Genomic DNA, 26,375 nt, shown 5'->3' with positions numbered 1-26,375 from the left:
ATCATCCACCTCCCACGAATTGTACGAACTCAACGCGATCGTCAGCGCGAATCTGAACGGTGTTCCAGTCCTCCCTCGGCACCGCTTCGCCGTTCAGCTCCGCCATGACCCTTCTTTCGGCAAGGCCGAGAGCCGTCGCGAGCGCGCCGAGCGTGGAAGCTTCGCTCCAGGCGCGTTTGCCGTTCAGCAGCAACGGGATCCGCATCCCGTCGGCAGTCGCGGCTACCGGGGAGACGACAGCCGCCGTTTTCATGCACTCTTCGGTCACCAAACTCTCCTCAGTCACCTTAGTCACTTCAGACTCTTCAGTCTCCTCAGTCACCTTAGTCTCCTCAGTCACCTTAGTCTCCTCAGTCACCTTAGTCTCCTCAGTCTCTTTAATCTTCTCGGACTTTTTCGTCTCCTCGGTCTCCATGCTTTCGGCCGTCGTCCAGCCGTTCATGCGCCCGGCGTCCAGCGCCTCCCATTTCTCGATGCTGCGTTTCAGCGATACGCATACGGCGGCCGGATCGGGATGCCCGACCACGGCCGATACCGCGCATAGCCGCCGCGCGCCCGCCGCAAGCACGTCACCGGCCGTCTCGGGCGCAATGCCGCCAATCGCGAAAAAGGGAATCCGCAGCATCGCGGCAGCCTCGGAAACGTAAGAAGTCGTAACGGCTTTCCTTCCCGGCTTGGTCGCCGTCGGATAAACCGGTCCAACGCCGACATAGTCCGCGCCGGCGCGTTCAGCCTCCAGCGCCTGCGCGATCTCGTGCGTGGATATGCCGATCAGCATGCCTCTGCCCACTCTCCGCCTCGCTTCTTCCAAAGGCAGGTCGTCCTGCCCAAGATGGACGCCGTCCGCATCGGCGGCGAGAGCTAGCTCTGTGTCGTCGTTAACGATGAACAGCGCGCCGTGGCGGCGGGTCAACGCGCGGAGAAACTTAGCCTTCGCAAACCGCTCCGCGGGCGTACCGTTCTTGTCCCGAAGCTGGACGATGTCCGCCCCGCCGGCGATTGCGGCTTCCATCACCTCGGCTAACGGCCTGCCCGGATGATACTGTTCGCCTGTTATCACGTACAGCTTGCAATCCTCGATCGTTCTCAATGCAGCTCCTCCTCCGGCCCCGAATATCCGGGTTTCTCCATCACGTAGGTCCGGCATAGCCGGATCGCCTCGTCTGCGTCGTCTGCAATGCCGGCCTGGCCGCGTACGAGCACCCGACCATCGCCGAACGCCGCAAGCGTGGCGCCGCACGGCGTCAGCGCCCGGACGAGATAGTCGTTGACGACGAGAATCCGGCAGCCGCGGCGCGCGAGGCGGTCTGCGCAAGCTTGCAGCGCAAGCGGGCGGCCCGTCGCCACCTGGATCGTGCCTCTTCCGCACAAGACGGTCGCTTCCAACCCGGCAGAGCCTGCTATCTCCGGCTCCCCAGCGCTTGAGGAGCTCGCATCCCCGCAAAAAGGACAGGATGGCCGTCCTGGCGGCAGCTTCGTCTCCCGCAGCGAGAAGCGCCAGACATCCGTTGTAATCCATGTTCGCCGCATCGCGCCGCGATTGCCGCTCAGCCACTTGAGCGCCTCCGCCGCTTGAAGCGAAGCGGTCAGCTCGACCGCCGGGCCGACGATACCTGCCGTATCGCACGTATCCCCTGCTTCCGCCTCTCGTTCTCCTCCGATGAGGCAGCGCAGGCATGGCGTCAGGCCCGGTATCAGCGACGCCGCGCTGGCTGCCGATCCCGTCGCCCCGCCGTACAAGAAAGGAATGCCCCTGACGAAACAAGCGTCGCTTAATAAGAGGCGGGTCTCGGCGTTGTCCGTTCCGTCGAGCGCCAGGTCCGCGCCTGCGAGCAGCGTCCCGACGCTCCCGGGCCCGATCTCGCCAACGAAAGGCTCGATCCGGACGTCGCTGTTGATCTCTCTCAGTCGTGCCGCCGCTGCGACGGCCTTCGGCGCCGACGCTGCGGCATCCGCCTCGTCGTACAACGACTGGCGGTGCAAATTGCCGCGTTCGACGAAATCCCGGTCCACGAGCCTGACCGTGCCTACGCCGGCGCGGACCATCTGCTGCGCGAGCGCGCACCCGAGTGCGCCGACGCCGGCCACGAGGACGCACGCGCCTTCGAGCAGGTGCTGACCTTCGGCTCCGATCGGCGCGAAGCGGATTTGACGGTCGTATCTGGACAGAGATTCGACATGCGCGTTGCCGACTTCCCAGGGAGCGGGACTGCCTCTGCCGGATGCCCATGCCCCAAACCCGGCGCTAGACATAGATTTTCCCGCCCGCTGCCTTGAAACCGTCCGCCTGCTCGCGCATGCCCGTTTCCACCGCTTCCTCGTCGTTCAGTCCGCGGGCGGCCGCATAGTCGCGTATATCCTGCGTGATCCGCATGCTGCAGAACTTCGGTCCGCACATCGAGCAGAAGTGGGCGGACTTCGCCCCTTCGGCAGGCAGCGTCTCGTCGTGGTAGGCCATCGCGCGCTCCGGGTCGAGCGACAGATGGAACTGGTCGCGCCACCTGAATTCGAACCGGGCTTTCGAAAGCGCGTCGTCGCGAAGCTTGGCCCGCGGATGGCCTTTGGCCAGGTCGGCCGCATGGGCCGCGATCTTGTAAGCAATGACGCCGTCCTTGACGTCCTCTTTGTTCGGCAAACCCAGATGCTCTTTAGGCGTAACATAGCAGAGCATGGCCGTGCCGAACCAGCCGATCATCGCAGCACCGATGGCCGAAGTAATATGATCGTAGCCGGGCGCGATATCCGTCGTGAGCGGTCCGAGCGTGTAAAATGGCGCCTCTTGGCATACCGCCATCTGCCGGTCGACGTTTTCCTTGATCAGGTGCATCGGCACATGGCCAGGCCCTTCGATCATGACTTGCACGTCGTGCTTCCAGGCGATGCGGGTAAGCTCGCCGAGCGTCTCCAGCTCCGCGAACTGCGCCTCGTCGTTGGCGTCCGCGATCGAGCCGGGCCTGAGGCCGTCGCCGAGCGAAAAGGTGATGTCGTATGCCTTCATGATTTCGCAGATCTCCTCGAAGTGCGTGTAGAGGAAGTTCTCCTCGTGATGCGCGAGGCACCAGGCCGCCATGATGGAGCCGCCGCGCGACACGATGCCGGTCACCCGCTCGGCCGTCAGCCGGATATAGCGCAAGAGCACGCCGGCATGAATCGTAAAATAATCGACGCCCTGCTCCGCTTGCTCGATCAGCGTGTCGCGGTAAATTTCCCAGGTGAGCGCTTCGGCCCGTCCGCCGACTTTTTCGAGCGCCTGGTAAATAGGCACCGTGCCGACGGGGACCGGGGCGTTGCGCAAGATCCATTCGCGGGTCGCGTGAATGTTTTTGCCCGTCGACAGATCCATGATCGTATCCGCGCCCCACCGGGTCGCCCAGGTCATCTTTTCCACTTCTTCTTCGATGGAGGAAACGACGGCGGAGTTGCCGATATTCGCGTTGATTTTCACGTGGAAATGCCGTCCGATGATCATCGGCTCACACTCCGGATGGTTGACGTTGGCGGGGATGACTGCGCGTCCGGCAGCCACCTCGTCTCGCACGAATTCGGGCGTCATGCCTTCCCTGACGGCGATATAAGCCATCTCGGGCGTGACGATGCCGCGGCGCGCGTAATGGAGCTGCGTGATATTCCGTCCCGCCGCCGCCCGGCGGGGTCTGCGCTTCAGTCCCGGATAAGCCTGCGCTTGTGGCGGTTGCGCTTCGAATCTGTAGCCGTCGTCTGACGGAACGGGATTCCTTCCGGCGTATTCGAACGTGTCCCCTCTGGATGCGATCCATGCGTCCCTGATCGTCGGCAGTCCTTTTCGGATATCGGCCTCGTAACTATCGTCCGTGTAAGGGCCGCTGGCATCGTAAACGAGCAGCGGCGCGTTCGGCTGAGAGGAGCCGTCCCGTCCCGTGCTATCGGATAGGCGGATCTCGCGCATCGGCACGCGAACGTCTCCCTCTCCGTTCAGATAGACTTTGCGGCTTCCGGGCAGCGCCCCGGTCATGTTCTCCATCGCTAAAAAACCTCCCTGGAATGAATTCGAACGAATTCCTCCGGGAGGCCGACAAGGGCGCGCTGCGAAAAAAGAAAACACAATGACGGATGGACGAAGCCGCAAACGCATTCGCGCACGAAGACGGTTTGAGCCGTCGGCGGACGTAAATACGCCTGGATCGGCGCTCCGTACGAGACGCGGCTTTTTGCGCACGATTCGGCATGCAAAAAAGCCGCCCCGTCGGGAGCGGCCAAAACGAGCAGCTTCGAGCTGCATGGGGCGGACGTAAGGACGAACGCTCCCCGCGGATGCGGAAAGACGGCTCGGCCTGCAACGACGCGGTCTGCAACGACGCGGCCTGACGGCTTGCGGCGCTGCGATCCGATGCAGCTTGCTACGCACATTGGTCCACTTTCCTACGCTGGCATGACCCAGATCAGGTTCAAAGGGACCAAGGCATCGCTGCCTTATCTCAGCCCTCGCGGGCGCCCCCAGTGGAATTCATGGTTCAACTGTACACGGGCGCGGACCGGGTGTCAATCCGGCTACGCTCCCAGTTGCGATACGCGCCGACAAATAAAGGCGCCAGCGTCCGCTATCGCTCGCTGGCAAGCACGGCCTCCAGCCATTAGCGGCACGCGCTGCCCCTATCGCTCACTGGAGAGCGCCCCCTCCGGCCATTAGCGGCACGCGCTGCCCCTATCGCTCGCTGGAGAGCGTCCCTCCGGCCATTAGCGGCACGCGCTGCCCCTATCGCTCGCTGGAGAGCGTCCCTCCGGCCATTAGCGGCAAGCGCTGCCCCTATCGCTCGCTGGAGAACGTCACTCCGGCCATTAGCGGCACGCGCTGCCCCTATCGCTCGCTGGAGAGCGTCCCTCCGGCCATTAGCGGCACGCGCTGCCCCTATCGCTCGCTGGAGAGCGCCGCGAGGCAGCTAGTTTGCAGGCCACAGCGGGACTTTCTGCCGCTATCGGCCCCGAGGCGTTGGTTTGGCGTCCATGGCGGCACGCAAGTCCGCTATGCTCGCCCGAGCGCCCTCGCGCTCCCCTCAGCGCGACTTCCTGCGCAGGAGCGCGATCGCCAGCGCGGCCAGGCCCGCCACCAGGCCCGCGATCGCAAGGCCCAGCGTCAGCGGATCCCGATCGCCGTCCGACGCTTCCGTCGATGCGGCATCCGCATGCCCGTGCCCGTCCCCGTCGGCCGCAGCCGCCGTTACCGCGGTCACCGAAGCCGGCGTATCGGCGTCGGGCGCGCCGCTCCAGTCGACGACGGCGCCGTCCGAATACGTCTGGTGCGCCTTCCATACGAGCTCCTTCGCGTCCTCCGCGACATGCCCCTGGAACAGAAACTGCACGAACTCCGTCTCGGTGATGCCTTGGCCGTCGGACTTCCAGGTGACGGAGACGACCTTGCCGTCCGCGTCCTTTTCGGTCGTGCTCGTCCAGCCCGGATACGGCTCGAAGCGCGACACCTCCACGCCCGCAGGGACGTCCAGCTTGACCTGCGTCGTGTTGACGCCCTCGTTTTCGCTCGGGACGCGGATCGTGAACACCTGGTAAGCGTTCTGCGCCACCTCCGCCGGCTCGACCCGGACGTGCGCGCTCGCCAAGCCCGTATACCCGAACGCCATCGTAGCGGCGAAGAGCAGGGCTCCGATTTTTTTCATCTACGATCAACCTTTCGTTTCTATGGGATATGCCTATTATAGAGGCCGTCCTCATCGAAGCGCATGACCCCAAAGAGCCATGGCCGCAAATGAAAAAGCCTCCACAGCCCGGAGAGGGCGCGGAGGCTCGCCAATCGTTATTTCCCTTCGTCCGCGCTCCACAGCTTCACGCGGTCCTGCACGTACTTGGTGTAGCCCTTCTCCATCTTTTCGACGCCTGCCTTGATCAGGTCGTTCTGATAGGCGTCCCAGATCTTGTCGAAGTCCTCGGGCTTCGCGAGGATGGCCTCCGGAATTCGCTTCCAGGTGATGTCCTTCATCTTGTTGCCGAGGATCGACACTTCGTCCTCTCCCGGAATCTGAATGTTCCACGCGGCGCCGTACGCCTTCACGTTAAACTCGTCTTCCTTCGGGAACAGGTCCTTCCACGTCGTCGCCTTGTACGCCGCAAGCGTTTCCTTCTCCGCGTCGCTGTAGCCCTCGGTGATCAATTCCGGACTGTTTTTCGTATAATAGTTGCCCGTCGGGTCCTTCACGCCGTCGCCGTAGTGGACCATGATGTTCCAGTAGAAGCCGAGGCCGGACTCCTTGGTGAACGCGGTGTTGTCGTTGTTGATGCGGTCCTGGATTTCCTTGGGCACGACGCGCTTGCCGTTTTCGACGACGTAATGCTTGCCTTCGATACCCCAGTTGTTGAGCACCTGGCCTTCGTCCGAAGCGAGGTAGTCGAGGAACTTGATGATGCGCACTGGATCCTTCGCCTTGCTGGAGATCGAGATGCCGTACCCGCCCATGAAGCCCGTCGGCCAGAACGACGTCTCCTTGAACTGTTCGCCCATCGTGACCGGATAGTGGCCGTACGTCTGGTCGAATTTGCCCGCGGTCTTGAGCGCCTGCTGGCCGTCGTTGTAATCCCAGTCCTGGTCGATAAGTCCGAGCACGCGGCCCGAGGCGACCTTCGCTTTGTACTGATCGTATTTTTGCACGAAGCTCTCCTTGTCGAGCAGCCCTTCCGCGTTCATGTGGTTCAGCCAGCGAAAATATTCCTTCTCCTCCGGACGCCGGAAATGGTAGATCGCTTCGTGCGTCTGCTGATCGACGAAATATTCGCCGTCATCCGAGCCGCCCGTCACGAAGGTCGCCGGATTCGTGACGGAGATGTACATATGCCAGTCGTCCGCGTTCAGGGACAGGCCGATGTTTTTGTTGCCGTTCTCGTCCGTCGGATGCTTGGCGAGATAATCCTTGATGACCTTTTCGTAATCCTGTACCGTGCGGATGGTCGGGTACCCCGCTTCCTTGACGACGCGGTGCTGAAGCTCGAAGCCGCCGCCCGCGACCGCCTTAACCTCGTCAACCGCGGACCAGGTCGGGATCGAATAGATCGATTGGTCTTCGGTCGTATACTTCGCCCGGCTCATATAAGGCCCGAGCACCTTTTTGATGTTCGGCGCGTATTTGTCGATCAGCTCGGTCAGGTCGAGCACCGCGCCGGCGTCGACGAGCTTGCCGATGTCGCCTTTGGCCGCGATGATGTCCGGATACTCGCCGCTTGCGGCCATGAGCGCGACTTTTTGCGCCGGGTCGCCGACCGCGAATTCGGCATCGAGCGTGACGCCGGTCTTTTTCGTGATCTCTTTGGAGACGTCGTCCTGCATGTTGTTCCAGTTCGGATTCGGGTCTTCGGAAAAGTAAGTAAACGTGACAGGCTTAAGATCCTCGCCTTCCTTGGCCGCTTCCGTTGCCGTCGACGATCCGGATGGCGCGGCCCCGGAAGCGGCGCCATTGCCGCCGTTATCCTTGCTGCAGGCGGACAGGAAGCTCAGCGTCATGGCGCCGGCGAGCAGCAGCGCGTTTACCTTCATTCTCTTTTTCATCACTAAACCCTCCGTTTGCTCTGAATGATGGATCTTATTTGGACAGGATCGAATCCTGCGGATCCCTTCGGTTGTCGCGGCGTCCAGCCGGCGGGCGTCAGCTTTTGACGGCGCCGAGCGTCATGCCTTTGACGAAGTACTTTTGCAGAAACGGATAAACGACGAGGATTGGCACGGTCACGACGATCGTGATCGCCATTTTGACCGATTCGGGCGAGATCTGCCGCATGACCTCGGTCATGTTGCGTCCGCGGAACTGGTCGGCGTTCGTCGTCGTGCTCTGCAGCACCTTCATGAGTTCGAATTGCAGCGTGGTGAGCTTCTCGCTGGAGCCGTTGTACAGATAGGTGTCGAACCAGGCGTTCCACTGCCCTACCGCCAGGAATAGGGCGATGGTGGCGAGGGCCGGCTTCGTAAGCGGCAGGATGACGCGCCAGAAAATCGTCCAGTCGTTGGCGCCGTCGAGCTTCGCGGATTCCTGCAGCGCAAAGGGAATGCCGTCGATGAACGAACGGATGATAAAGACGTTGAAGGCGCTCACGAGTCCGGGCAGCACGTAGACCGCAAAGGTGTTCATCATGTTGAGGTCGCGGATCAGAATGTAGAACGGGATCAGACCGCCGGACACGTACATCGTCAGCGCCAGGAAAGCGGAGATGAAGCGTCTGCCCTGAAAATCCGCCCGGCTGATCGTGAAGGCCAGCATGGAGGCGCTGACGAGCCCCATCAGCGTGCCGACGACCGTTCGCAGCACGGAAATCTTGAGTCCGGTCATCAGGCCGCCGAATGCGAATATGGTCTCGTAGTTTTTGAATGTCGGCACACGGGGGTAGATCGTCAGGCCGCCCCGCACGCTGTCGGTCGAGTCGTTCAGCGAGATGGCCAGCACGTTGAGAAACGGGTAGAGCGTAACGACGGTGACGAGGATCAAAATCACGTACACGACGACTTCGAAAAGCTGATCCGACCAGGGACGGCCGGCGAAACGTCTGATCGCTTGCATGCGGGCCGGCCTCCTTAGAAGATGCTTTCTTTGGTCGTGCGTTTGAAGATGCCGTTGGCGACGAGGAGCAGGAACACACTGATGACGGAATTAAAAATGTTGATGGCGGTGCCGAACGAGAAGCGTCCGAGGCCGAGACCGTAATTGAGCGCGTACAGGTCAAGCACCTGGGAATAATCGCTGACGAGCGGATTGCCGAGCAGGAACTGCTTTTCGAAGCCGATCCCGACCAAGTGCCCGATCGACATAATGAGCAGGACGACGATCGTCGGGCGAATGCCCGGCAGCGTAATATGCCAGATCTGGCGCAGCCGGCTCGCCCCGTCCACTTTGGCCGCCTCGTATAGTTCGGGTCCGATGCCCGCGATCGCCGCGAGGTAGATGATCGTGTTCCAGCCCATCTCCTTCCACACGTCCGAGGCGGTGACGATGTACCAGAACAAACCGCCCTTGGCCATGAACTGGATCGGCTCGTCGACGATATGGAGAGAGACGAGGATATCGTTGACCACGCCGCCCTCGGTCGACAGCATTTTCGTGACGATCCCCGCCACCACCACCCAAGAGACGAAGTGAGGGAGATAGGAGACGGTCTGCACGAATCGTTTGACCGGCATCGCCCGCACTTCGTTCAGGACGACCGCGAACACGATCGGTACGACGAAGCCGGCGACGAGTCCCATCGTGCTCATCGCGAGCGTGTTGCGCAGCACCCGGTAGAATTGTTCGTCCGCGAACAACTCCCTAAAGTACTGAAGACCGACCCACTTCTGATCCCCGAACGGAATGCCAGGCTTGAACTTCTGGAAGGCCATCGTCCAGCCCCAGAGCGGCAAGTAGCTGAATACGAAGGCCCACAAGACGAACGGCACGGACATCAGATACAGATATCGCTGCTGGAAAAACTTTTTCCAAAAGGCGCCGCCCTTTTTCCGTGACACGCTCTCCATTTGCCTTTCTTGGTTTGCCGTCATTGTCCTCATGCGATCACCTCCTTGCTTGGCTTTATTATAAGAGAACGCTTTCAGCGGTCCTACCCGGCAAATCCGCCCCACTTTCCTCCTAAAATCAGGGATTTCAGAAAACGTTTTCAGAAAGCCTCTAAAAAAGACGGACCCAACAGCTGAATTTGCTGCCTTGTCCGTCCTTTATGCTTCGCGATCACGACGATTCGAATTGACTGCGGTAGGCGCCAGGCGAAAGGCCCTCGTATTTGCGGAATTTGCCGTGGAAATAATCCGGGTTGGGATAGCCGACCTGCTCCGCCGCCTCGTACACTTTGAGCCCGGTCTGGAGCAACTGCTTGGCCTTGGCGATCCGTACTTTGTCGAGATAGGTGTTAAACGAATCCCCGGTCACGGACTTGAAAAGCTTCCCCAGATAAGCGCTGTTGTAATTAAACGCCTCGGCCAGCTTTTCCAGCTTCAGATTGTCCTTGTAGTGGGCATCGATCAGCTGCGTCATTTTGCGAATCTGACGCTCTCCCCCGCCGTCGTCCGTCAATCGAATCGCTTCAACGAGGAGGCCTGAGATTTGCGCGAGCATCGTTTGATACCCGCATGCGCGGTGAATCGCCAGCAGCTTCGACTCAAGCAGCGTCGGGGCGGAGCCGGCGCCCGGCTGGCGGGCCGACAGTTTCTCGAGCAGGCGCGTCAGCAGCTGGACGAACCGGGCTTTGAGCGAATCTTCTCCTTCGCCGGCGCCCAGCATGAGATCGCCGATCTCCTCGACGATCGGCGCCACGCGGGCTTCGCTGCCCGTGCAGACCGCGAGGTATAGGCGCTCCGCCTGCCGTTGCAGCAGGTCCGGCTCGAAGGCCACCGCCTCCGGGGACGGCAGCCGCCGTGCCGTCTCGTCGTCGATAAAGTCCGCGCCGTCGTAAAAGAAGCGGTGCTGCGCGCGCAGCTTGGCCGCAGCGAACGACAAAGGAATGCCAGCGGCATCGGTCACACCCTCGCCTGCCGCCGCGAATACCCGGCAGCCGGCAAGCTCGCCCCAATCGCGGAGAGAAGCCGTTAATCTGCGTCGGGCAGAATCCCGGAGCACGCTGTCCGCAAGCAGCAGCCCGATCGAAGCGCCCGCACCGAAGACGATGCCCGCTCCCGTTTTCTCGTAACTGGCCTTAAGCCGTTCGCAGATCTGCCGCCGCACAAGCGCCGTCTCTCCGCCGTCCGCGTCGATGTCGATCAGCACGACCCGGAAGCCCGCATCTGCCTCGCCCCATGATGCCATCTCCGCAGCCCACGTCTCGGCGCTCGCCGGCGCTTCCGACAGCATCGTCTCCAGCCGTTCGGAGAGACGCTCCTCTTTCGTTCGCTTTTCCGCTTCGCGCTGCGCTTCCCTCTCGTCTAGCGCCCGCTTGATCGCGCATAGATTGTCCGCCAGCTCATCCTCGTCCACGGGCTTCAGCAAATAATTGTCGACGCCAAGAGCGATGGCCTGGCGGGCGTAATTAAAATCGGCATAGCCGCTGAGGACAAGCACGCGGACACCGGCGTCCTCCTTCTTCAGCTCGCGAATCAGCTCCATGCCGTCCATGCCCGGCATCCGAATATCGACGATCATGAGTTCGGGGCGGATTTGCGCGTTCAAACCTAACGCCTCCTTGCCGCTGGCCGCCGAGCCGGCGATCCGGTACCCGAGCGATTCCCAGTCGAGCAGCTCCGCGAGCCCTTCCCGGATCGACGGCTCGTCGTCGACGAGAACGACCTTATACATCTGCTTGATCCCCCTTTCCCCGAGGTATGACGAACCGGACGCAGGTTCCCTCGTCAGGCGCGCTCTCGATCGCGAGCCCATGCTCCGGGCCATAAGACAGCTCGAGGCGTGCGTTGACGTTGCGCAGGCCGATGTGATCGGAGGATTCCGCGCCCCCCGGGTCTCGCAGGCTTGCCGTCACCTCGGCCAAGCGCGCCGCGGACATGCCGGCGCCGTCGTCCCTCACCTCGACGAACAGGCCGTCAACGCGGCTTTGCAGCGTGACCTCCACGGTTACCGCCTCCTCTTTGTTTTCCATGCCGTGGATGACGGCATTCTCGACGATCGGCTGGATGACGAGCGACGGGATGCGCTCGGACAACGCCTCCGGATCGATATTCAGCTTGTACTGCAGCCTGTCTTCGTAGCGGAATTTTTGAATGTCCAGATAACATCCGATCATATCGATCTCCGCGGATACGGGGATGACGCCGCTGCCGGCCTCGAGGTTTTTGCGCATCATTTTGCCGAGCAGCTTTACCGTCCGGGCGATATCGGTTTCTTTCCTCACGACCGCCTTCATGCGGATGGATTCCAGCGTGTTGAACAAAAAATGAGGGTTGATCTGGCTGGCGAGCATTCGAAGCTTGATCTCGTTCTGCCTCGTCTCCAGCTCTCTTTTTTGCCGATTGGATTCGTTCACTTCGCCCATCAGCGCCCGAATGCTGCCGAGCATGGCGTTGAACTGACGAGACAGCTGCCCGATCTCGTCCTTGCCGTCAATCGACAGCCTCAGGTCGAGCTTGCCCGTCGCGACCCTGGAGATATGCTTGCTCAAGCGGAGCAGCCGGTCCCCGATCAGCTTGGACAGGATCAGGATCAGAACGAGGGCGACGACGAGGCCCAGTCCGATCGCGGCCACCGCCGACCGAATGATCCGATTCGGCTCGCGCACGATATCGTCGACCGAGAAGATGGACAGAATTCGCAGGTTGATCAGCGGGTTGTCCGGATACAGATCCGCGATTTGAATCCGCACGCGACGATCTCCGAGCTTGGTCATGAACGCGCCGCTTCGCCGGTCGACGATATCGGGATCGATCGCCAGGTCCTCCAGCGTCTTGCCGACCAGCTCGGGATGGTTCGCGGCTACGATATCGCGGTCCGCGACGAGCATCGTATCGAACGATTCCTGGCTCAGGATGCCGTTGAGCATCGCCGAATTCGCGTTGATGACGAGCACGCCGTTCGTGGAATGCTTGTAAAAATCGATGCGGCGGATCAGGCTGAGATAACGCAAGCCGTCCCGCGCGTCGGTGACATAGCTCCAACGAATCAGGCCGTCCGATTTTTTCGCCCATTGGTACCAGTCCGTTTTTTTCGTCTGCTCGTCGGTAGGGATGATCTCCCAATTGTCGAGGAGCGTCGGGTTTTCTACGTACAGCCGCATGCTCGTAATCTCTCGGTACAGGTTCACGTACTCCTTGAAGTCGGGATACTCGCGGTAGGCGTCCACCACGCTATAGGTCGAATCGTAGGCGCCATTGGCGAGCTGGCCGAGACGCGTATCGTTGGACAGACGGTAGGAGATATCGTAGGAGACGTTAAGCAGGTCCATCGTTCGTTTCTTAACCCGATCCATGTTCGTCTCGATCTGCTCCGCCGCTCCTCGCAGCGCCATTTTCCGCAGCTCCACGGTCAGATAGACGCCGACGATCAGCGTGGGCACCAATACGACAGCGATAAAGGAAATAATCAGCTTGTTCCTGATTTTCATGTGATTGGTGAAGTGACGGAAAAAATTCCGCATGATCCGCCCCTCCTTCGCGCGTTAAATAAGGTAAGCGCTACCATTTTTTCGCTTAGCTTGATTTTAGCCACACTCGCAAATACCGGAAACCTCATCAAGTATACTATTTTTCATGTCAAAATCAGCTTATTTTCTGAAAAGGAAAGCCATCGGGTCAAAATGAAAAAGCAGGGAGCGTCACGGTTCGACGATGCCCTGCTCGTATGCGTAGCGCGCCAGCTGCACCCGGTTGCCGAGATGAAGCTTTTGCAAAATGTTTTTCAGATGGTTTTTGACCGTGTGCTCCGATACGCCGAGCGCGGAAGCGACGTCCCGGTTGGTGAGTCCTCTCGCCACTTCCAGGAGAATCTCCTTTTCCCTCGGCGTCAGATCCTCGCGCGGCGGCTCGTCGCTCTCCGGCAAGCCGACCCGTCTGACAGGGCTTCGCGCTTCTGCCGGGCTATCGCCTCCGCCATCCCGTCCGCGACCGGCGAATTCTCTAAGAATCGATAGCGCGATATCCGGGCTCAGCGGGGCGTCGTCCGAAGCGACTGCGCGCAAATATTCCCGCCAGGCCGAAGGATTCAGATTCTTGAGCAGGTAACCCTGCGCTCCCTTCTTGAGCGCCTCGAACAGATGGGCGGGCTCGTCGGATACGGTCGCGATGACGATCTTGACCCAGGGATACGCGTCTTTGATGACCTTGGAGGCTGCCAGCCCTCCCATTCCCGGCATATGAATGTCCATGAGTACGAGATCGGGCTTGGCAACCGGCATGCAACCGATCGCTTCCTCGCCGCTCGCGGCCTCACCGACGATGATGAAGTCGGGACATCCTTCTACAATCTCCCGCATGCCCTGCCTCGCATGCCGATGGTCGTCAACGAGCAGAATGCGCCATCCGCCGTCCATTTTCGTTCGCTCCTTTTTTGGTCAGCTCGATCACGGTCAGACCGTCCCGGCACTCGGCGCCGAACGTCCACCCCATGCGGCTCGCGCGCTCGCGAACCATGCGCAGGCCGAATCTGCCCGGCGCCTCCAGCGGATCGCCCGCGAAGCCGACGCCGTCGTCGATGACCGCGCAGCGGAAGCCGCCGCTCTTGTCGCGCTCGCCCACGACGTATACGCGCTCCGCGCGGGCATGCTTGCGCACGTTGACCAGCGCCTCGCGGAGACAGGCGTGCAGCTCGACTTTTTCCTTAACGCCGAGCATATCTTCGGGAATCTCCCAGCGGAATTCCGCCTTCGCCTCGGTCAGAGCGGCCGTCTCGCCGAGCAGCTCGCGCAGCGGCTCCACCCAGGCATGGTCGGCCGCTTCTGGAGGCAGACGAAGCCTTGCGATCGCCTGACGCACATCCTCGTGCACGTCGCGCACGGTCTCCCTCAGTTCGCCCGCCGTCGCTGCGCGTGCCGCCTCGTTCGGCGACGCATCCAGCTTGTCCAGCTTGACCGCCAGCAAGAACAGCGACTGCGCGATGCCGTCGTGAAGCTCGCCCGCGAGCCGCTCCCGCTCTTCCAGCGCCGCGCTGAGCGAACGTTCGCGCTGGAGCGCCCGCTGGGACGATTCCAGCCGCGCGAACAAGCCCCGCACGAGCGTCAGCGTCACCGCGAGAACGATGAAGGGCGCCAGAAAATTGCCCAGGTCCATCGTCATGTACGGCAGCAGGAAGGCATGCCTGACATACTCCCACAGGCCGATCGTCAGCGTGGGGATGAGCAGGATCATCCATTTGATGCGGCGGTCGTTCATCGGCTTCTCTCCCGTCCCCAGAGGCTGCGGCACCGATTGGAGCCGTTAATAAATGCGGAAGGTCGTGGACTTCACGATCTCGGTATCGGTGCTGTCCGTCACCCGGATTTGCGCCTCCCAGCGTCCCCGCACCGCCAGGTAAGGCCCCTTGGACCGGAAGGTCGCCTTGGTGAAGTCGGGGAAATCGTCTAGCTCCGAATCTTCGTAGGCTTCGAGCGGCACGTCGATAAATCCGACGTCTCCGCTGCCGAGCGGACGAAGGCGAAGCGCGACCTTCTTGGGCGCGCCGACGCTGTCCGGCAGCCATATTTTCAGCGTAAACGCATTGTCTCCCGGCACGCCGGGCGTAATGCGAAGCGTCACGTGCATGTCATTTCCCATCTCGTGGTAGGAGATCGGCTGGTTGGCCGGCAGCGGGTTCTGGTAAGTCAATACGCCCACGCTAAGCACGATGGCGCCGAGCAGGCCGAGATCCGCGCGAAGCAGCCCGGCGCGAGGCAGCTCGCCCTTTCGCAGACGCAAGCGGATAAGAAACGCCGTGACGACGACCAGCAGCGACAGGCCGATCTTGATGAGGAGCCACGTACCCCAGGACGTCTCGAACAGATAGGAGAGCGTGGGCAAAAACTTCAACGTGCTGAGCGTGCCGGTCAGCGCGAGCAGCAGGAAGGAGAGCAGCGCCCATTTGGAAAAGTCGATCGCGAACCTGCCCGCCTCCGGTCTCTCGCGATGCCACACGGCGGCGAGAAGCACCAGCCCGCCCGACCAGACGGCCGCAGCCAGCAGATGAACGAAATCGAGCGCCAGCGTGTAGGCTTCCGGCGCGAACGCAGCGGCATGTCCGTTCCAAGCCTCCGTCGCAAGCGCGAGCAGCACCCAGACCAGCCTGACGTAAGTGCCCACCCCGCGAAGCAGCAGCGCGGCAAACGCAAGCACGAGCTGCGCGGCATAGAGGCGTCCGACCGTCGTATCGGTCAAGATGCGCCCCCATTCGGAGAACGGCTCGCCCTCCGTCAGGTTCGACATCTGCAGAACGACGTACACTAGCGTCGCAAGCGCGCCGAACTGTGCCGTCCAGCCGATCCAGGTCTCCCGGGACGTTTGCTCCGCGGCAGACGACTTGCGTCGCAGCCCCCATAACAGCAACCCTGACAGCACCAGCACGGAAGCGAAATACAGTACTCGGCTGGCATAAAAAATAAAGCGGGTCGTCGTCAGGTCCTGTTCGCCGCCATGATTGTGGGCGTTATGTCCCAGCTGGGCATGCGGATCGAGCTCGGCGGCGTCTGTCAGCGGAGGAGGGTTACCCACGGTGAATACGTATGCGCCCTCGACCGGATGTCCGTCTGCCGAGATAACCGAATAAGTCACCGTATAATGACCCTCGCCCAGCTTGGGCAGCGCAAGACGAATGCCCTTCCCTTGGGAGGTTCGCTCCGGCTTGCCGGCGGCCACGGTCTTGGAGTCGCTGTTCAAGACGGAGACGCGCGCGGACGCACCGCCGTCGAGCCGTTCGTTGAACGTCAGTTCGACAGCGCCGGGACTGTCTGCGAGCTGTGCGTCCTGCGCGGGCGCAGCCTTCTCCAAGATCGCATGCGCTGCCGCCGCCGGCGCGAAGACCGCTGCCAAAGAAGCGATCAGGACGAGCCATAGCGCCAGCATGCCCATCCGCCGAACCGCCGGCGAGAATAGGGTCCGCGATCTGTCGCTGCCCGTTCCGGCCATTTCGATTTTTCTCATATCGCCGCATTACCGCCTTCCATCGGTCCGTAAAATTCGTAACTACCAGTATAAGCGATGTCGCTGCCTGTCCGCATGACGCGAAGGGGCCATCTTGGACGCATATGCCGCTACGAATCGCGCGTCAAAAACCTAACTGCGCGTCAGGCCACCATTCGACCAGGGCATCGGCCCGTCCACGGTCGTCCGGCCAGACGTAGACCCAGCCTGCCAGCTCGTCGCGAGCGGCGTCGCGCACCCAGACGCGTTCATAGTCGTTCGCCTCCTCCGGGCCGAAGTATTCTTCCAGCCGGTCGAGCCGACTCAGCGTCTCCCGGTCTACAAGCGTCCATAAGCCGCGTACGCGCCTTGCGGATGTCGTGCCGGGCGGAGGCAGGATCAATGCCGGATAACCGTCCGCAATCACGAGTCTTCCGTGAACCGATCCCCGCTGCGGATCGGACCTGGCGAAGGGCCAAAGCAGGCTTGCGTTCTCCAGCCCCGGCAGCAGCGATCCATAGACAAATATCGCATGCAGCCCCTCTTCTTTTCCCATCCCCGGCATGCTCTCCGCTCCTTCCCGCGTTGCGCGCCCGCCCTGCGAACGGCTACAATGAATGCATCGACTACGCGACGGCTTCTTATCCCTATCATAGCCCGCCGCGTCCGTCACGCCAATTCTATCGGATCGGCATTCCCTTTAACGACTGGAGATTATGCGAATATGGAAACCTTTGAACTTGCGTCCCTGCTCGTCCGGCAAGGCGACGAAGAGTGGCAGGTCGCCTTCGAGCGAGCGAGGTTGTTCGTCATTCAGCATTACGGCACCTTTTCCTGGTACATCGAGCTGGACGGCATGCAGCAGGAGGCGCTCCTTCGGCGGTTCGCCGAATCGCTCGACATCGCCGTATCCGTCCAAGCGGTTACGGTTGGCGGCAAGTCGCTGAGCGGCGACGCCTTCTTCCACCCCAACCCCCAAAAGCATGCCGCCGCCGTCCGCGGCCAAGGCGAGCTCGGCGGCTACCATTAACGCGAAGGGACGAAGCAGACTGCGCTGCTTCGTCCCTTTTTCGAGCCGTTTCGACTTTATTTGCCGGGGAAAATCTCGGGCGTCGTCATCTTGTCGTAGAAATCCGTGAAGCGGTCGCGCTCCGCCGAAGCGCGCCAGCCCATAGCCGAACGCGGATGCTCGTCGAGCGTACCGGTGATCATATCCGGAATGAGGTAGCCCCACTCCTCTTTTTCCCGCAGCTTCAGCATATGGCGCTCGATCATGCCCAGCACGGGACGCAGGCTGTAGCTCGGATTGGTGAGCTTGGCGAGCAGCAGCTCGGTCGGCGTGTTGCCGGCTGCGCGGCCCATGCCGTAGACGGATGCGTCAAGCAGCTCGACGCCGAGGTCGGCGGCGGCCAGCGTGTTGGCGAACGCCAGCTGCATGTTGTTGTGCGTGTGCACGCCAAGACGCTTGTGCTTCAGCGTACGCTTGAATTTCTCCACCAGAAAACGCATGTCGTCCGGATCGAGGCTGCCGTACGAGTCGACGATGTAGACGACGTCGATCGGGCTGTCGCCGATCATAGCCAGCGCTTCGTTCAGTTCGTTGTCCATCACGTTGGACAGCGCCATGATGTTGATCGTCGTCTCGTAGCCGCGCTCGTGGAACAGCGTGCCGAGCTCGATCGCCTTCTCCGTATCGCGCGCGTAGGTGGCGACGCGGATCAGATCCAGCAGCGACTCGCTCCGCGGCAAAATATCGTTCTCGTCGACGCGGCCGACGTCCACCAGCGCGGACAGCTTCGTATTCAGCTTGTGCGGAATGACCTTGCGCAGGAAGTCGTCGTCCAGGAAACGCCAAGGTCCCGCTTGGTCGGCGCCCTTCAGGAGGCGCGGCGAATTTTTGTAGCCGATCTCCATATATTCGACGCCGGACTCGTTCAGGCTCTGGTACAGATCCTGCACGAATTCAACGCTGAAATCCCAATTGTTGACGAGTCCGCCGTCGCGTACCGTACAATCGACGATTTTGCAATGGCTCGTTTTGCTGTGAATGGTCATCATGATACCTTCTCCTTTTGGCTGCCTTATCGCTAACGACTTTCGTTCGTATCCTCAACATATCCCCGCAAGACACAACATGACATCAATTTTATAACGAAAGGGCGGTCGTCCACAAGCTTTTGCTTATTATTTAACAAAAACGCAACCGACCGGGCTCAATCGCCGCGGATCGGTTGCATTTATGGTTGCATCTGATGTTGAGAAAAGAGGCTGCCGATCCGTTTAGCCCTGCGCCCGCGAGGTTTGCCAGCGCGCTTCCTGCACGAGCAGCGAAGTCGCCGCATCGATGCGGCCTGCGATATCCTCTTCGATCCGCGCTTGGCCGTCGTCGCCCCAGGTCACCTGCGTATCCAGCACGAAGACGCCGGTCAGGATGTTGCGGGCGCCAAGTACGGACAGGACCGGCTTGAAAGCGTAGTCGATCGCCAGCAAATGCGCGATCGTTCCGCCGACGACGAGCGGCAGCACGATTTTATTTTCCAGACCCTTCTGCGGCAGCAGGTCGAGGTAAGCCTTCAGAATCCCGGTGAAGGATGCCTTGTATACGGGAGAAGCGATGACGACGGCGTCCGCGTCCGCTACCAGCGCGTTGGCCTCCGCGATTGCCTGGCTGTCGAACCGGGCATGGAGCAGGTCCTCCGCGGGCAAATCGCGAACGTTGATCACAGACACTTCGGCGCCGCTCTCTTCGATCTGGCTGCGCACGCGATCCAGCACGCCGTTCAATCGGGATTTAGCTGTCGGGCTGCCTTGCAAAATGACGATCTTGGACATGAATGCTCACACCTTTTTCCTTATTCCGATATTGTCAATCGGATTTTAATTAATTATACGTGCAGCGTTCCTCGGGCGTCAAGCTTCGTCATCGCCAAAAGCCCCATCCCGCCGGAAGATGGGGCTTCGAAATTCAGGGTGCCGAGACGACCTGGGCGACCTCTTCCTCGTGCCGTTCGAGCACCGCACTCTGTCCGAAGCGGATAAGACCGTCCTTGTTCGGCAGCCGCAGCTCGAGCTCGCCCGCTTCCGGAACGAGACGCAGGTCGAAGGAAAAGTCCCGGTCGATCTCATCCGAACGCGCCTGGAGGCCTCCGTATACAAGGGTGCCGTCAGCGCTCAGCGGCTTCTCGAGCAGCGTGGAATTGTCCGGCATGGCGAACTTGACGGAGCGCTGCCCGTTCCACAGCACGCCCTCGCCGCCGGCGATCAAGTAATTGCCTTTGCGCGACAGCTTCAGATTGATTGTAAGCGCGCCTTCGAGGTCGGTACCGGATACGTACAACGGATCCTTCTTGGTCATGTCGACTTGGCCGGCCCACTTGGGCAGCGGCTCGACCGACGTTGACTTGAGGTCGAAACGGTAGGTCTTCGCCTCCCCGTCGGCCGGCAGTGCCCGGTCAGCCGAGGACGATGCCGTCGCCGAAGCGGTCGCGGACGATGCGGTCGGAGACGCCGATTCTCCGTTCGAATCCGACCGTCCCGCCCCGCATCCTGCGAGCAGCGTCATCGCCAGCAGTGCCGCTGCCGCCCCTTTCCATGTTGGGCTCAAAATCGCGTCCATCCTCCTTCAAGCGGCTCGTTTTAAGCCGGTATGTCGCAATAGATAGTAGTATAGGACAATGAACGACGCGATCTCAAGCGCGATGCACGCTGTCACAAAAAAGACGCGGATTCAGCGCCGCAGGAAGCCCCGCTTCTTTAAGTATTCCATCATTTCCAGGCGATTAGGCCTCGTCAGCCATTCCGCCATGATTTTCGTCCACGGCGTACTTTTACGGCCTTCCGTTCTCATCTGCAAATATCGGGTCATCGTTTCGTCGTACTCGCCGACGGGGCCGAGCCCTTGTTCAGCGTTATACCGATTCCAGTGAAGCACCGCTTCGACGGGCAGGCGCGGGCGCTGTCCACCAGGTTGGTCCGGCAGCCCCACGCACATGCCGAACACCGGGTATGCCAGACTCGGAATGCCGAGAAGCGACGATACCTCCTCGATTCGGTTGCGGATGCCCCCAATATAACAAATGCCGTAGCCCATCGATTCTGCGGCAGCCGCCGCGTTCTGCGCGGCCAGCGAAGCGTCCACCGTCGCGACGATAAAACTTTCCGCGGAATCCGCATAAGTCTCGTCGCCCGGTTCGATATGCGCCGCTGCGGCGCTGGAGAGACGATTCAAATCCGCGCACCAGACGAGAAACGCCGGGCAGGTCTCGACATAAGCCTGATTCCCCGTCAGGACGGACAATTCCCGCTTAAGCGCCGGGTCCGTGACCGCGACGACGCTGTAAGCCTGCACATTGCTCGAAGTCGATGCCATTTGGCCGGCCGCAACGATCTCGCGCAGATGCGCTTCGGGAATCGGCGCCGGATCAAAGGATCGTACGGAGCGGTGCTGCATGAGCTTTACGACGACCTCGTTCATCGCGTTTTCCTCCTTTCGGCTGCCGCCTGCGCCTCCATTGAAGCGGTGACAGTCGGCAAGCCTCTTCCCATTTTCCCCATAACTCCCCTCGATGAAGCGATGGCGCAGCAAACGGGCAAATGGACCGGAAGTCGCGCTTCCGGTCCATTATTATGTTATAGCTTGGTATCAGCCAAGCGTCTTTTGCCCCGGCTTCCAGTTCACCGGACACAGGCCGCCGGATTGGAGCGCCTGCAAGATGCGAAGCGTCTCGTCCACGCTGCGGCCGACGTTCATGTCGGTCACGACCTGGTAACGCAGCACGCCTTCGGGATCGACGATGAAGAGACCGCGGTGGGCGGCGCCGGACGCATCGTCGAGAATGCCGTAGGCATGCGCCGTTTCCTTGGTGAAGTCGGACACGATCGGGAACTTGATCGCGCCGATGCCGTTCTGGTCGACCGGCGTATCGATCCAGGCTTTGTGCGTATAGATACTGTCCACCGACGCGCCCAGCACCTCGCAATTCAGCGCTTTGAATTCGTCGTAGCTGTCGCTGAAGCCGCGAATCTCGGTCGGGCAGACGAAGGTGAAGTCGAACGGCCAGAAGAAGAACACGAGCCATTTGCCGCGATAATCTTCAAGCGACACCTTCTCCTCTAGCGAATCGAGATTTTTCGTGGACAGCAGGTTGAACGTTGGGGCGGGAAGGCCGACTTTGGCGAACGGATACGGATTGGCGATGGTCGTCATATGGGATGAATCCTCCTAGGTGTAGTGTGATGGATAAAGTACGTTTATTTCGCCAGAGACTGCGATTTCGCGTTCTCTTAGAAAACGGCTGCGATGGAAGCCGGCGATTCGTTCGCTTCCAGGAACCGTTCGGCGTCCAGCGCGGCCATACAACCGGTGCCCGCAGCGCTGATCGCCTGGCGGTACTTGCTGTCCTGAACGTCGCCGCAAGCGAACACGCCCGGTACGTTCGTCTCGGTCGTGCCTGGCGTGACAAGAATATAGCCGGTCTCGTCCGTCTGGAGCTGACCTTCCAGAAACTTCGTGTTCGGCGTGTGGCCGATCGCGACGAATACGCCCTCCGCTTCGATCCATTCTTCCTCGCCTGTCTCGTTGTTCAGCACCCTAAGGCCCTTCACGCCGAGCGGTCCGGCGACGACTTCGAGCGGCGTGCGGTTCAGGCTCCAGCTGATCTTCGCATTCTCGCGGGCGCGCTCCTGCATGATCTTCGAGGCGCGGAGCTCGGTGCGCCGGTTAACCAGCACGACTTCCGACGCGAAGCGGGTCAGGAAGTTCGCTTCCTCCATCGCGGAGTCGCCGCCGCCGATGACGATGATCTTCTTGCCTCTGAAAAAGAAGCCGTCGCAGGTCGCGCAGGTGCTGACGCCGCGTCCGACGTTGTCCTTTTCCCCGGGAATGCCCAGGTACTTGGCAGACGCGCCCGTGGAGACGATAACGGTCTGCGCTTGCAGTTCTTCTTTGCCGTCGACCGTCAGCGTGAACGGACGCTTGGACAAATCCGCCTTCGTCACCCAGCCGCTGCGAAACTCGGCGCCGAACCGCTGCGCTTGCTTGCGCATATTATCCATCAATTCCGGGCCCATGATACCTTCGGGGAATCCCGGGAAGTTCTCGACCTCGGTCGTCGTCGTCAGTTGGCCGCCGGGCTCGGGACCTTCGATGACGAGCGGAGCGAGCCCCGCGCGGGCAAGATAGATGGCCGCGGTCAGTCCCGCAGGACCCGTGCCGACGATAATCGTATGTCTCATATGACTCTCTCCTCTCAGGCGCTTGGCGTTCGATGAATTCATCTTATCACCGGACAGCCGTGCGGGCATGAAGGCCCCATGAAGGCGGCATGAACGTTTGATGAAGAAAATGCGGTGCTCCGTCGTTTACGCTCTTCCGGTGGATGCGACCGGGCTAGTCGGCCGTCCGGTAGCCCACGCCGCGAACGGTTACGATATAAAGTGGATTTTTCGGGTCGTCGCCGAGCTTTTTGCGCAAGCTTTTGATATGGACATCGATCGAATTGCTGCCGCCGAAGTAGCCTTCTCCCCACAGCTTTTCCATCAGGTCCTGGCGAGACAACACGCCGCCGCCGGCCATTAGCAAAGCCCGCAAAATATCGAACTCCGTCTTGGTCAGCTCGATCCGCCGTCCGTCCCGCTGGACGGTGACGCGCCGGAGGTCCATACGGATGTCCTTAAATATCGCTTCATCCGGGCCGGCTATCGGGGCGCTCTTGCCGGCCATATCCTCGATTCGGGAAAGCAGCGTGCCGACATCGCCCGGCCAGGCTTCGTTTGCGTTGGAAGCCGGATCGGGAGCTTTAAGGTCAGCCTGCAGCGCGGTCGGCTCCACGAGATAGAGTGCAGGCGTCTTAAGCTCTGACATTCCGCTTAGCGGGTCCTGCCCTGCGACCGATCGGTCCGCGATCAGCAGATCGATCTGAAGGCTCGAGAGCAGCGCCTCCTGCCCGTGACGGAAGACGAGCACGTCATAGCAGCGTGTCGTCAATTCCGCAAGCAGCGGCTGCAGCCGCGCCGGGTACGCGCTGACGACGACGATCCTGCGCGTCGTGTCGCAGTACGCGCCCATTAATTCTTCTGCTTGGATATCCGGCATGCGGGGCACTCTCCTTTGAAAATAAATTGCTCTTCCGTGAGCGCGTATCCGCTCTCCTCTGCGACCTTAGCGAGCCATTCTGCGGGCGGCGGCGTCATCACCTCGTCGACTTTGCCGCAGGAGACGCACACGATATGCGCATGGTCCTCGCCGCGGCCGTCGTATCGACTCGTCTTGCCCTCGAGTTTGAGCTCATGAATCAGGCCTTCGTCGGTCAAATAGCGGAGCGAGTTGTAAACGGTGGCGTAGGCGACGGACTGTCCCTGCGACTTGAGACGATCGATGATGTCGGCGGCGGTCGGGTGGTCGTGGGCCTGCATCACGATGTCGTAGACGAGCTTGCGGGGGGCCGTCAGATTGCGTTTGGTCATGGGAATCCCCTCTTTATTTGAAATTGAGTTTATAAAAAGCTTACCAGTTCAGGTGGCAGTCGCTGAAAATAACGATGTGTCGCATCGCTGTTCCAGCCTAAATACCCACTCCAAGTCATTTATATTTAGATTTAGTTTAAATTTATATCATGACTTTGTCAAGCGTATGCGGCGGCAGCAGCCGGCCTCGTTCAAAACACAAAAAAGAAGCAGGAGCCCCCCTGCTTCTTCTCTGTCGATACAATCACGCTTCAGGTCGCGCTGCCGACCGCATCGACAGATACGGACGCCTTCGCAACCGCTACCCGGCCTGAGAAAAACACGGCGCCGCCCCCCATGTCGGACAGGCGGTCCGGCGTAAGCGCATTGACCGTCGCATTGCGGCCCTCGCTCTTGTCCGCCCACAGTCCCTGGCTTACGACGATGCCGGGCAGCACGTCCTCGCCGATCGACGCGATCAGCCAAGCCTCGCCGCGCTCGTTCCAGATGCGTACCTCGTCCCCTTCGCCGATGTCCAGGGATTCCGCGTCCGCCGCGTTCATGTGCAGCTTCGGCACCTTTTCCATGCGGACATGCTTGTCGTTGTTGGAGAACGTCGAGTTCAAAAAGTTATGGTTCGGCGCCGGAATGAAGGCAAATGGGAAAGCATTGTCCCCCGTCTCCGCCAACGGAGAATACGTCGGCAGCGGCGGCAAGCCATGACGCTCCATCGCCTGGGAATACAGCTCGATCTTGCCGCTGGGCGTCGACAACCGGCCCGGGAACAACGGCTTCACGTTCGCGCGCACGAATTTGTTTTCGACCAACGCCTCGTAAGTGACAGGGTCGTAAGCGGAATTGCCCGGGAAATCGACAGCCTGTCGAATCAGCTCCGCATCGTCGTCGTTGAACGCGTCCTCGGAATAACCCATTGACGCGGCGAGCATTCGGAACACCTCGTTGTTCGATTTGCTCTCCCCGTATGGAGCCACCACCGGCTGCTGGATCTGCACGTAATGATGCCAGTACGAATGGTACAGGTCCGTATTCTCGAAGGCGGACGTCGCCGGAAGCACGATATCCGCGTACTTGGCGGTCTCGGTCAGGAACAGGTCGTGCACGACGGTAAAAAGATCCTCACGGGCAAGTCCCTTCCGGACTTTGTTCGACTCCGGCGCGACGACTGCCGGATTGCTGTTGTAGACATAAAGCGATGAGATCGGTCGCTCCAGCTCCAGCAGTGCGCCGCCGATCCGGTTCATATTGATGCGCCGCGCCTGCCGCCCGCCGCGCAGCTCCGGACGCTCGAGCGCCTTGGCGTTGTGCCTGACGTATCCTCCGTTGCCCTTGATCGCGCCGCCGCCCGGCACGAGCCATTGTCCCGTCAGCGCCGGCAGGCAGGCGATCGCACGCACGTTCATGCCGCCGTTGTCGTGATGCTGGATGCCGTTGCCGATCCGAATGAACGAGGGCGACGTCCGTCCATATAGCCGGGCGAGCTCCAAGATGTCCGACTCGGGTACGCCGGTGATGCCCGACACGGTGGCTGGATCGTATGCTGCCGCATGCGCCCGCAGTTCCTCGTGACCGACCGTATACTCGCGCAAAAAGGCTTCGTCCGTCATGCCTTCCGCGAACAGGACGTGCATGATGCCAAGCGCAAGCGCCGTGTCCGTACCCGGACGCAGCGGCATGAACCAATCCGCCCACTTGCCGGTCCGGTTGCGGTGGACGTCGATGACTACGATCTTGGCGCCGGCCTTGCGGGCCTGCTCCGCGATCGTGACCTGATGCATGTTGGTGCTTACCGCGTTGATACCCCAGAAGATGAACAGCTTGGCATGAACCGTCTGCTCCGGATCGGTGCCGTAGCTGCCGCCCATCGTATACCGATAACCGACCGTGCCTGCCGCCTCGCAGATGGTCTGGTCGAGATGGGAAGCGTTCATCCGGTTAAAAAAACGGTTCCCCATCCCCTCCGTCCCGATCCGGCCCATGTTTCCGTAAAAACTATACGGAAGTATACTTTCAGAACCGAATTCCGCGATCAGCGTTTTCCACCGATCTGTAATCTCTGCGACCGCTTCGTCCCAGGAGATCGGCACGAATCTCCCCTCGCCCTTGGAACCGACACGCCTAAGGGGCGTCGTCAGCCGTTTGTCGTCATAAATGCGGGACGCCATATTGCGTACCTTATTGCAGATCGCGCCGCGGGTGACCGGGTGATCGGGGTCTCCCTCGACCTTGACGATAACGCCGTCCCGCTTGTGCACGAGCAAGCCGCATTGGTCCGGACAATCAAGCGAGCAGACCGAACGGAACACGCCGTCCGGCTGCGCAGTATAGTCGTTCATTTCCGCGTCAACTCCTTTAAATCCGTGCTCCCATTTTAGCACAAAGAAGACGAATCCGCCGTCCGTAACCGGCGAATCCGTCCCGCTTGCCAAGC

At 60.8% G+C, this 26,375-nt stretch carries 23 protein-coding genes and 1 riboswitch; of the genes, 1 reads left to right on the top strand and 22 read right to left on the bottom strand.

What is annotated here, in order from left to right:
- Window position 1 precedes the first annotated feature (1 nt).
- The 13 genes from thiE to KB449_RS06490 form a co-directional block, all read right to left on the bottom strand.
- Complete coding sequence (thiE, locus tag KB449_RS06550; RefSeq protein ID WP_282907606.1) at window positions 2–1,090, bottom strand: thiamine phosphate synthase; 1,089 nt, start codon at window positions 1,088–1,090, stop codon at window positions 2–4.
- Window positions 1,087–2,253 carry a ThiF family adenylyltransferase gene (locus tag KB449_RS06545; RefSeq protein ID WP_282907605.1) on the bottom strand — a complete coding sequence of 389 codons (1,167 nt, stop codon included), beginning with the start codon at window positions 2,251–2,253 and terminating at the stop codon, window positions 1,087–1,089. The genes thiE and KB449_RS06545 overlap by 4 nt, the downstream gene beginning before the upstream one ends.
- Entirely contained in the window at window positions 2,246–4,000 is a 1,755-nt protein-coding gene (gene thiC / locus KB449_RS06540; protein ID WP_282907604.1) for a phosphomethylpyrimidine synthase ThiC, read from the bottom strand. Before thiC ends, KB449_RS06545 begins: the two co-directional genes overlap by 8 nt.
- Window positions 4,001–4,378: 378 nt before the next feature.
- A riboswitch (TPP riboswitch) is annotated at window positions 4,379–4,485 on the bottom strand.
- Between the two features lie 545 nt (window positions 4,486–5,030).
- On the bottom strand, window positions 5,031–5,648 hold the full coding sequence (locus KB449_RS06535; protein ID WP_282907603.1) for a YcnI family copper-binding membrane protein: 618 nt from the start codon (window positions 5,646–5,648) through the stop codon (window positions 5,031–5,033).
- Between the two features lie 137 nt (window positions 5,649–5,785).
- Window positions 5,786–7,525: an ABC transporter substrate-binding protein gene (locus KB449_RS06530; protein WP_282907602.1), complete on the bottom strand. Its 1,740-nt coding sequence runs from the start codon at window positions 7,523–7,525 to the stop codon at window positions 5,786–5,788.
- A 97-nt stretch (window positions 7,526–7,622) separates the two neighbouring features.
- A complete protein-coding gene (locus KB449_RS06525) occupies window positions 7,623–8,528 on the bottom strand; it encodes a carbohydrate ABC transporter permease (RefSeq protein ID WP_282907601.1) in 906 nt (301 codons plus the stop codon).
- 14 nt (window positions 8,529–8,542) lie between these two features.
- A complete protein-coding gene (locus tag KB449_RS06520) occupies window positions 8,543–9,511 on the bottom strand; it encodes an ABC transporter permease (RefSeq protein ID WP_282907600.1) in 969 nt (322 codons plus the stop codon).
- 178 nt (window positions 9,512–9,689) lie between these two features.
- Window positions 9,690–11,246, bottom strand: coding sequence for a response regulator transcription factor (locus tag KB449_RS06515; protein WP_282907599.1), 1,557 nt, complete (start codon window positions 11,244–11,246; stop codon window positions 9,690–9,692).
- Window positions 11,239–13,035: a histidine kinase gene (locus KB449_RS06510; protein WP_282907598.1), complete on the bottom strand. Its 1,797-nt coding sequence runs from the start codon at window positions 13,033–13,035 to the stop codon at window positions 11,239–11,241. Before KB449_RS06510 ends, KB449_RS06515 begins: the two co-directional genes overlap by 8 nt.
- Before the next feature lie 177 nt (window positions 13,036–13,212).
- Window positions 13,213–13,926, bottom strand: coding sequence for a response regulator (locus KB449_RS06505; RefSeq protein ID WP_282907597.1), 714 nt, complete (start codon window positions 13,924–13,926; stop codon window positions 13,213–13,215).
- Complete coding sequence (locus tag KB449_RS06500; protein ID WP_282907596.1) at window positions 13,895–14,764, bottom strand: sensor histidine kinase; 870 nt, start codon at window positions 14,762–14,764, stop codon at window positions 13,895–13,897. Before KB449_RS06500 ends, KB449_RS06505 begins: the two co-directional genes overlap by 32 nt.
- Window positions 14,765–14,809: 45 nt before the next feature.
- On the bottom strand, window positions 14,810–16,504 hold the full coding sequence (locus KB449_RS06495) for a copper resistance CopC/CopD family protein (RefSeq protein WP_282907595.1): 1,695 nt from the start codon (window positions 16,502–16,504) through the stop codon (window positions 14,810–14,812).
- Window positions 16,505–16,628: 124 nt separating this feature from the next.
- Entirely contained in the window at window positions 16,629–17,048 is a 420-nt protein-coding gene (locus KB449_RS06490; RefSeq protein WP_282907594.1) for a gamma-glutamylcyclotransferase family protein, read from the bottom strand.
- Window positions 17,049–17,207: 159 nt separating this feature from the next.
- Between KB449_RS06490 and KB449_RS06485 the strand changes: the two genes are divergently transcribed.
- Entirely contained in the window at window positions 17,208–17,513 is a 306-nt protein-coding gene (locus KB449_RS06485; RefSeq protein ID WP_282907593.1) for a hypothetical protein, read from the top strand.
- Window positions 17,514–17,569: 56 nt separating this feature from the next.
- On the opposite strand, the gene KB449_RS06480 is transcribed toward KB449_RS06485, so the two are convergent.
- The 9 genes from KB449_RS06480 to KB449_RS06440 all read right to left on the bottom strand — a co-directional run bounded on the left by KB449_RS06480 (window position 17,570) and on the right by KB449_RS06440 (window position 26,280).
- The gene (locus tag KB449_RS06480) at window positions 17,570–18,538 is read right to left on the bottom strand and encodes an aldolase catalytic domain-containing protein (RefSeq protein WP_282912750.1); all 969 of its coding nucleotides are present in this window, start codon (window positions 18,536–18,538) and stop codon (window positions 17,570–17,572) included.
- Between the two features lie 225 nt (window positions 18,539–18,763).
- Window positions 18,764–19,315, bottom strand: coding sequence for an NADPH-dependent FMN reductase (gene ssuE, locus KB449_RS06475; RefSeq protein WP_282907592.1), 552 nt, complete (start codon window positions 19,313–19,315; stop codon window positions 18,764–18,766).
- A gap of 133 nt (window positions 19,316–19,448) precedes the next feature.
- Window positions 19,449–20,087 carry a hypothetical protein gene (locus tag KB449_RS06470; protein ID WP_282907591.1) on the bottom strand — a complete coding sequence of 213 codons (639 nt, stop codon included), beginning with the start codon at window positions 20,085–20,087 and terminating at the stop codon, window positions 19,449–19,451.
- Window positions 20,088–20,210: 123 nt separating this feature from the next.
- Window positions 20,211–20,957, bottom strand: coding sequence for an oxygen-insensitive NADPH nitroreductase (nfsA, locus tag KB449_RS06465; protein WP_282907590.1), 747 nt, complete (start codon window positions 20,955–20,957; stop codon window positions 20,211–20,213).
- A 168-nt stretch (window positions 20,958–21,125) separates the two neighbouring features.
- Entirely contained in the window at window positions 21,126–21,689 is a 564-nt protein-coding gene (locus KB449_RS06460; RefSeq protein ID WP_282907589.1) for a peroxiredoxin, read from the bottom strand.
- Between the two features lie 77 nt (window positions 21,690–21,766).
- Window positions 21,767–22,717, bottom strand: coding sequence for a thioredoxin-disulfide reductase (gene trxB / locus KB449_RS06455; RefSeq protein WP_282907588.1), 951 nt, complete (start codon window positions 22,715–22,717; stop codon window positions 21,767–21,769).
- 154 nt (window positions 22,718–22,871) lie between these two features.
- On the bottom strand, window positions 22,872–23,576 hold the full coding sequence (locus KB449_RS06450) for a winged helix-turn-helix transcriptional regulator (RefSeq protein WP_282907587.1): 705 nt from the start codon (window positions 23,574–23,576) through the stop codon (window positions 22,872–22,874).
- Window positions 23,549–23,947: a Fur family transcriptional regulator gene (locus KB449_RS06445; protein ID WP_282907586.1), complete on the bottom strand. Its 399-nt coding sequence runs from the start codon at window positions 23,945–23,947 to the stop codon at window positions 23,549–23,551. Before KB449_RS06445 ends, KB449_RS06450 begins: the two co-directional genes overlap by 28 nt.
- 251 nt (window positions 23,948–24,198) lie before the next feature.
- The gene (locus KB449_RS06440) at window positions 24,199–26,280 is read right to left on the bottom strand and encodes a molybdopterin-containing oxidoreductase family protein (RefSeq protein WP_282907585.1); all 2,082 of its coding nucleotides are present in this window, start codon (window positions 26,278–26,280) and stop codon (window positions 24,199–24,201) included.
- Between the last annotated feature and the right edge of the window lie 95 nt (window positions 26,281–26,375).

The organism is Cohnella hashimotonis, assembly GCF_030014955.1.
GTDB classification, from domain to species: Bacteria; Bacillota; Bacilli; order Paenibacillales; family Paenibacillaceae; genus Cohnella; species Cohnella hashimotonis.
Note: the sequence above shows the minus strand (reverse complement) of the source record. Positions and strands in the feature narration are given on the sequence as shown.

Bases quoted from the DNA above. Each gene is read 5' to 3' on its own strand.
- KB449_RS06500 (WP_282907596.1), bottom strand. From the start codon at position 14,764: ATGAACGACCGCCGCATCAAATGGATGATCCTGCTCATCCCCACGCTG.
- nfsA (WP_282907590.1), bottom strand. From the start codon at position 20,957: ATGAACGAGGTCGTCGTAAAGCTCATGCAGCACCGCTCCGTACGATCC.
- KB449_RS06485 (WP_282907593.1), top strand. From the start codon at position 17,208: ATGGAAACCTTTGAACTTGCGTCCCTGCTCGTCCGGCAAGGCGACGAA.
- ssuE (WP_282907592.1), bottom strand. From the start codon at position 19,315: ATGTCCAAGATCGTCATTTTGCAAGGCAGCCCGACAGCTAAATCCCGA.
- KB449_RS06530 (WP_282907602.1), bottom strand. From the start codon at position 7,525: ATGAAAAAGAGAATGAAGGTAAACGCGCTGCTGCTCGCCGGCGCCATG.
- KB449_RS06515 (WP_282907599.1), bottom strand. From the start codon at position 11,246: ATGTATAAGGTCGTTCTCGTCGACGACGAGCCGTCGATCCGGGAAGGG.
- KB449_RS06460 (WP_282907589.1), bottom strand. From the start codon at position 21,689: ATGACGACCATCGCCAATCCGTATCCGTTCGCCAAAGTCGGCCTTCCC.
- KB449_RS06450 (WP_282907587.1), bottom strand. From the start codon at position 23,576: ATGCCGGATATCCAAGCAGAAGAATTAATGGGCGCGTACTGCGACACG.
- KB449_RS06445 (WP_282907586.1), bottom strand. From the start codon at position 23,947: ATGACCAAACGCAATCTGACGGCCCCCCGCAAGCTCGTCTACGACATC.
- KB449_RS06535 (WP_282907603.1), bottom strand. From the start codon at position 5,648: ATGAAAAAAATCGGAGCCCTGCTCTTCGCCGCTACGATGGCGTTCGGG.
- KB449_RS06495 (WP_282907595.1), bottom strand. From the start codon at position 16,504: ATGAGAAAAATCGAAATGGCCGGAACGGGCAGCGACAGATCGCGGACC.
- KB449_RS06505 (WP_282907597.1), bottom strand. From the start codon at position 13,926: ATGGACGGCGGATGGCGCATTCTGCTCGTTGACGACCATCGGCATGCG.
- KB449_RS06480 (WP_282912750.1), bottom strand. From the start codon at position 18,538: ATGACCATTCACAGCAAAACGAGCCATTGCAAAATCGTCGATTGTACG.
- KB449_RS06520 (WP_282907600.1), bottom strand. From the start codon at position 9,511: ATGAGGACAATGACGGCAAACCAAGAAAGGCAAATGGAGAGCGTGTCA.
- trxB (WP_282907588.1), bottom strand. From the start codon at position 22,717: ATGAGACATACGATTATCGTCGGCACGGGTCCTGCGGGACTGACCGCG.
- thiC (WP_282907604.1), bottom strand. From the start codon at position 4,000: ATGGAGAACATGACCGGGGCGCTGCCCGGAAGCCGCAAAGTCTATCTG.
- KB449_RS06510 (WP_282907598.1), bottom strand. From the start codon at position 13,035: ATGCGGAATTTTTTCCGTCACTTCACCAATCACATGAAAATCAGGAAC.
- KB449_RS06440 (WP_282907585.1), bottom strand. From the start codon at position 26,280: ATGAACGACTATACTGCGCAGCCGGACGGCGTGTTCCGTTCGGTCTGC.
- KB449_RS06525 (WP_282907601.1), bottom strand. From the start codon at position 8,528: ATGCAAGCGATCAGACGTTTCGCCGGCCGTCCCTGGTCGGATCAGCTT.
- KB449_RS06545 (WP_282907605.1), bottom strand. From the start codon at position 2,253: ATGTCTAGCGCCGGGTTTGGGGCATGGGCATCCGGCAGAGGCAGTCCC.
- KB449_RS06490 (WP_282907594.1), bottom strand. From the start codon at position 17,048: ATGCCGGGGATGGGAAAAGAAGAGGGGCTGCATGCGATATTTGTCTAT.